This is a genomic window from Burkholderia sp. Nafp2/4-1b, assembly GCF_003635165.1.
Classification (GTDB): domain Bacteria; phylum Pseudomonadota; class Gammaproteobacteria; order Burkholderiales; family Burkholderiaceae; genus Burkholderia.
This window is the reverse complement of the sequence record NZ_ML058657.1, coordinates 1-4,936: the sequence shown is the minus strand read 5'-3', so window position 1 is coordinate 4,936 and position 4,936 is coordinate 1. Positions and strand designations below refer to the sequence as shown.

The following is a 4,936-nucleotide window of genomic DNA, read 5'->3' as shown; positions in this document are numbered from 1 at the left end:
TTAAAATCTTCGCCATAGCGGCCAAACTCCAGACTGAAGGTTTGTTTGCGCGGCACGCCGTCGGCGAGCAGCGCGTGTTGCTCTTCGTCGATGCGCTGCAGGTACCAGCGGCCAAGCACGTCGCCCGCGCCGGTCGTCAGCTGCACCGGTTTCATGTCGGCGCCGATCGCCCGCAGCCGCTCGATCTGACGCACGCCCGCACCGAGCTGCGGAAACACCACGCCCGCGAGCGTGATCGTCTCGCCGCCGACGCTGACCGCCTGCAACGCTTCCTGACGGTTCAGGCGCTCCTGGGTCACGACCCGGTAGTGCGTGGCACGCCGCAGCGTGTCGAACGCGGCCGTCGACAGGTTGAAGTGGAAGGTCTGGCCCGTCTCGGTCGCCAGCGTCATCAGGTGCGGCGTACTCGACGATGCGCCATCGAGCGCGCCTGTCCCGAACGCACCGGTGGCCAAACCCGTGGCCGTTGAGCGGACGTCGTCGAGCGCAGCGCTAACCGTGCTCACAAACCGGTTGAACGGCTGGCGCACCGCGTCGAGCGCTGAGGTGACGCCCTCGGCCGCGGCCCGCACCGCCGGAAAGCGCGAATCGCTGGCGGTCTGCAGGATCGTGCCGACACCCGCCTGTACCGCGTTCAGGCCGCGCATGGCGGTCGCGACCTGCGGGCTGAGGTCGCCGGCCACCGACAAGGCGCTCGCGGCGCCCGACAGCAGATCGGCCGCGCTGGTCAGGTTGCCGGTCGCCAGGCGCTGCAGCGTGTCGACGGTGTTTTGGCTCGCCGGCCGATTACGATCGGCCACACGCGCCAGGTGCTGCACGCGCTCAGTTGCAATGCTCGTCTGCGTCGCGGCCTGCGTGATCGTCTCAATGATGTTCATCGCGTTCAATCACATCCATTTGGTTTCCTACCGATCCCTTCCTACAGATGCGGACTGTCGAACAACGCCGCATGACTGTTGGCCTTGCGCTGGTGCTCGTCCATCATGCGCGTGAGGACCGGACTCACGCGCGCGAGGAACTTGTCCGCGGCATCCGTTTCATTCGCCTCCACGCGCACGTGGAATACCGGTGCAAACGTATTGGTCTGCTCGAGGCGCGGACCCGTACGCGGCGCCGCGGCGAGCTTCTCGAGTCCCTTGAGCTTGGCCGCCGCCTCGGCCGGCAGTGGGGCCGGTTCGGGGCGCGAGAATGTCCGGCGTGCGATTGCGCGCAGCGCCTTGTCGCCCGCAAACGTGCCAATCGCCCCGCCGACCACACCCGCGACCGCCACGCCGATCGGGCCACCGAGCGCGCCGATCGCCGCGCCGATCTTCGCGCCCGCCAGACCGCCGGCGAGCTGCCCGGCAATGCCGGAGAACTGCTCCGCCTTGCGCGCGCGTGTGTCGCTGCCGACCGCGACGCCGTATGCGTCCTTTGCCGCCAGCCCGAACTTCAGCGCCGTGCCGGCCAGCGCGAGCTTGCCCGCGTAGGGCATCACGCGACCGAGCACGGCCCGGCCGGCACCGATCACGCGGCCGATGCGCGACGCTGGCTTCGCGGCACGTTTGCCAGAGGACTTACCGATCGACTCGCCGAGCACACCGCCGGCAGTTGGCAGGTTGACGACGAATACACGCTGTACGGCGCCGGGAGCACCCGGAGCGCCGGCCGCTGCACCCAGCGTATCGAGCGCCCGGCCGACCGCACCGCCCTTCGCGCGCCCGCGCGCACCGCCTCGTGCCAGGACCGCGCCGCGCGCCAGATCCATCGCGCCACGTCCGAGCGTCCACACCGCCTTGACCCCGCGCAGCGCCACCGCCGCACCGAGCACGCCCACGACCGCCGCTGTCGCCTTCGGCGCACGCTCGGTCACGCTCTGCAGCCCGGCCCCGAGCGTCTTCGCGCCCTGTCCGAGCGCGTCGGTCGCCGGCCGCAACGCGTCGCCCAGGCTGCGCATCGCATCGTCCCAGCGCTGCCCCACCTCGCGCCAGATCTGCTTGCTAGTCTCGCGCCGCGCCTCGAGGTCCCTCCGGATCTCGCCACTGGCCTGCGTCGACTCACGCTTCAGGTTGCGGTACAACTCGGCATGCTGCATGTAGCCGGTCAGCGCCGCCTTCGCCTGCATGTCGTTAAAGAGGTCGCCCGTCTTCATCGTCTCGGCGAACGCGGCCATCTGTGCTTGGCGCTTCGTCGGGTCCATCTCGCGATTGAACTGCTGCGCGGTAGCTGCGAGTTGCTTCGCCTTCTCGGGATCGACCCGTTCGATATACGCGCGGGCCAGCACGAAGGACGCCTCCATCGTCGACCAGCCCTTGCCGATCGCCTCGCGCATCTTCGCCTGGTAGTCGACGCCGGCCTTGGCATAATTCCGTTCGGTCTCACCGGAACCGATCTTCGAGAACCAGTTTTTCAGGTTGTTTGCCGCCTCGTCCGCGCTGCCCGCCGTCTTCATCTGCACCTGCAGCATCGCGCCCAGCTGGGTGACGGCATCCTGCCCGCTAATCCCCAGTTTCTGCATCTCCGCGAGCAGCACCGGGAACCAGCGCGCCATGTCCGCCGATTCGAACGAGCCCGCCTTGCCCAGGGACGCGATCGACTCGAGCGCCTGGGCCATCTGGCGGGGATCGGTCACGCCCGCGTTCTGCTGCAGCGCCTGGATCATTTTGGCGGTCTCGACGCTGGTGGCGCCCTGGCCGATTGCGAACCGCGCGACCAGCGGCGCAAAATTCAGCGCCCGCTCGAGGTCCATGCCACCGGCCACCATCTGGTTGACCGCGTCGGCCAGCTCATTACGGCCAATCCCGTTCGTCGCCGCGTCGCGTCGAATCCGCGTGCCGATCGTCGCCTCTTGCTGCGTGCGCGCAATCCCCGCCTTGATCGCGATGTCCCGAATAATCGCCTGATAGTTCGCCGCGATCGTGGCCGGCACGGCCACCGCCCCGGTCAATTTCATCGCATCGCCGATCGTGCCGCGGGCCGCTTCGCGCCCGGCCATCAGCCGTTGCTGGCCGATCGCCTTCAGCTCGAGCCCGCGCACGGTACGTCCCAGCCGCGCATACGCGCGATCGAGCCGGCCCACCTCGAAACCCGCGTCGCGCAGGGAACTTAAATTGCGCTCGAGCTGGCGGCGCATTCCGTCGGCGGTCCGGTCTCCGGTGCGCTGGAGGCGCCGGAACGCATCCTGCAACTGCAGCGTCTCGCCGATCTGGCGATGCCAGAGCCGTGCGTCGTTCGCGCGACGCTTCAGGCTGTCGATGCGCGAACCCGTATCGGTAATCGCGCGGCCGAAGGTCGACGACACGGCCCCGCCGATCACGATGCCCAGTGCAATATTGCTTGCCATGCCCATCCTTTCAATCCGTCAGCCACCACACCACGTCGTCGAGCGTCAGGTCATCGATCGACGCGGGTGACATGTGCAACTCACACGCGAGGCGCCTGGCCAGCACCTTGAGCGCCTTGCTGTCGAGCGTTGCGTACGGTTCGAAACGAGTAGTACGCGTCTTGCACGCGTTCGTAGTCGGCCAGGTCCATCGCCTCGAGCTCGTCGGGCGCGACCTCGGCAAGCGACGCGAACAGGATCAGCTCCTGTTGCTCGGGATCGTTCGGGGCGAGTTTCTGCGCGCCGCGCATGTCGCGCACCTTCGGGCGACGCAGCGTGAGGCGATCACACGACACGCCATTGAGTTGAATCGGGTACGTCAGGGTCACGGTGACCTGGTCCATTCAGGGTTCCTCAAATAAAAAATGGCGAACGAGCGGTCCGCCATTCGATTGAAATAAAAATCCACGGGAGCTTACGAACCGGTCATGCGAGCTCGCGCTCAATGAAGTGGTTTTAACCGGTCTAAGGATGCACTTCGCAACCATGTTTCCCGTAGCGAGTCATTCATTTCAGCGCTGGTCACGTGATTAACGGCGCGTCGAGGCGACATTCGGGCAGACGCGCAATGTCAATCAAGGTGGGGGAGCCCGCCAGATCCCGGATGACGACCCTTGCCGGTCAATTCGCGAGTTGGCGCCTCAGGTACAGGTTGCCCAGCGCGAACAGCGTGACGGGTAAGCTCACCGCCCGAATGAAAGCGGCAAAATAAATGTGATGTAGAAACGCACAGCGTTACTGGCGCATTCGGTCCCGAAGCGCGGTCGAAGCGCGGTTGTGAAGCGCATCAAGCCCAAGCAGGATTCCGCTCCTCAGCGGTCGCGCGACGGGTTTCTCGACGGCGATGTGCACCGCCAATGCAACGGCGATGGCCGCTGCGATAACGCCCCAAAACAGCACATCGCTATTCACCGTCGCATCGATCAAGTTAAATAGCATGTAACCGATGTTCTGATGGATAAGGTAAAGCGGATAGCTGACTGCACCGAACCAAGACCATCGCGGACTACGAAGGATCGGCGCTCGACGAAGCGCGAGCCCAAGCAGCACCACGAAAAAAGACGTCATCACAATACCGACAACCACCGGGTTCAAGTCCACTTCATAGTGTTCGCTAAAGTACGGCAGCAACCGGAATTCGTGATACAGCGATAGCGCCCACGAGGCACATAGCAGCACGACGAGTGAGCGCGATAGTCCGCGCGCCCGAATGAGAAAGCACGCCGCGCCAGCAATGAAAAAGCCCGCGTAATCCGTCACCAGGAAAGTCTTGAGCTTGATGACGGAGAATGTCTCGACGAGCACCGTGCCGATCAACCATACAAACAACCATCGCTCTGAACGACCAATTTGGCCGACGATGATCAGAATAGCGACCAATCTGTAGAACCGCAGTTCTGCACCCAGCGACCAATATGCGCCATCGATCGGATCAGTCCCGAATCCGCCGCCGAGCGTCAGCATGTTGACGATGTATTGCTGCCACGTCGCTGTAAACCGGTCCCCGCCAATTGCAAGCGTCACGAGGAACGTGATCGTGCAACAAACCCAAAACGCCGGCAGCAAACGCGCCGC

General features: G+C 65.1%; 4 protein-coding genes. All 4 read right to left on the bottom strand.

Going from position 1 to position 4,936, the window contains the following annotated elements; all coding sequences use genetic code 11:
- A partial coding sequence (locus tag C7H84_RS35010; protein ID WP_162999499.1) for a phage tail protein occupies positions 1 to 878 on the bottom strand: 878 nt, incomplete at its 3' end.
- A gap of 41 nt (positions 879 to 919) precedes the next feature.
- A complete protein-coding gene (locus C7H84_RS35005; protein ID WP_121863066.1) occupies positions 920 to 3,322 on the bottom strand; it encodes a phage tail tape measure protein in 2,403 nt (800 codons plus the stop codon).
- A gap of 80 nt (positions 3,323 to 3,402) precedes the next feature.
- Positions 3,403 to 3,705 carry a phage tail assembly protein gene (locus C7H84_RS35000; RefSeq protein WP_121863065.1) on the bottom strand — a complete coding sequence of 101 codons (303 nt, stop codon included), beginning with the start codon at positions 3,703 to 3,705 and terminating at the stop codon, positions 3,403 to 3,405.
- Between the two features lie 391 nt (positions 3,706 to 4,096).
- The coding region (locus tag C7H84_RS34995) for an acyltransferase family protein (RefSeq protein ID WP_240462193.1) at positions 4,097 to 4,936 on the bottom strand (840 nt) is incomplete at its 5' end.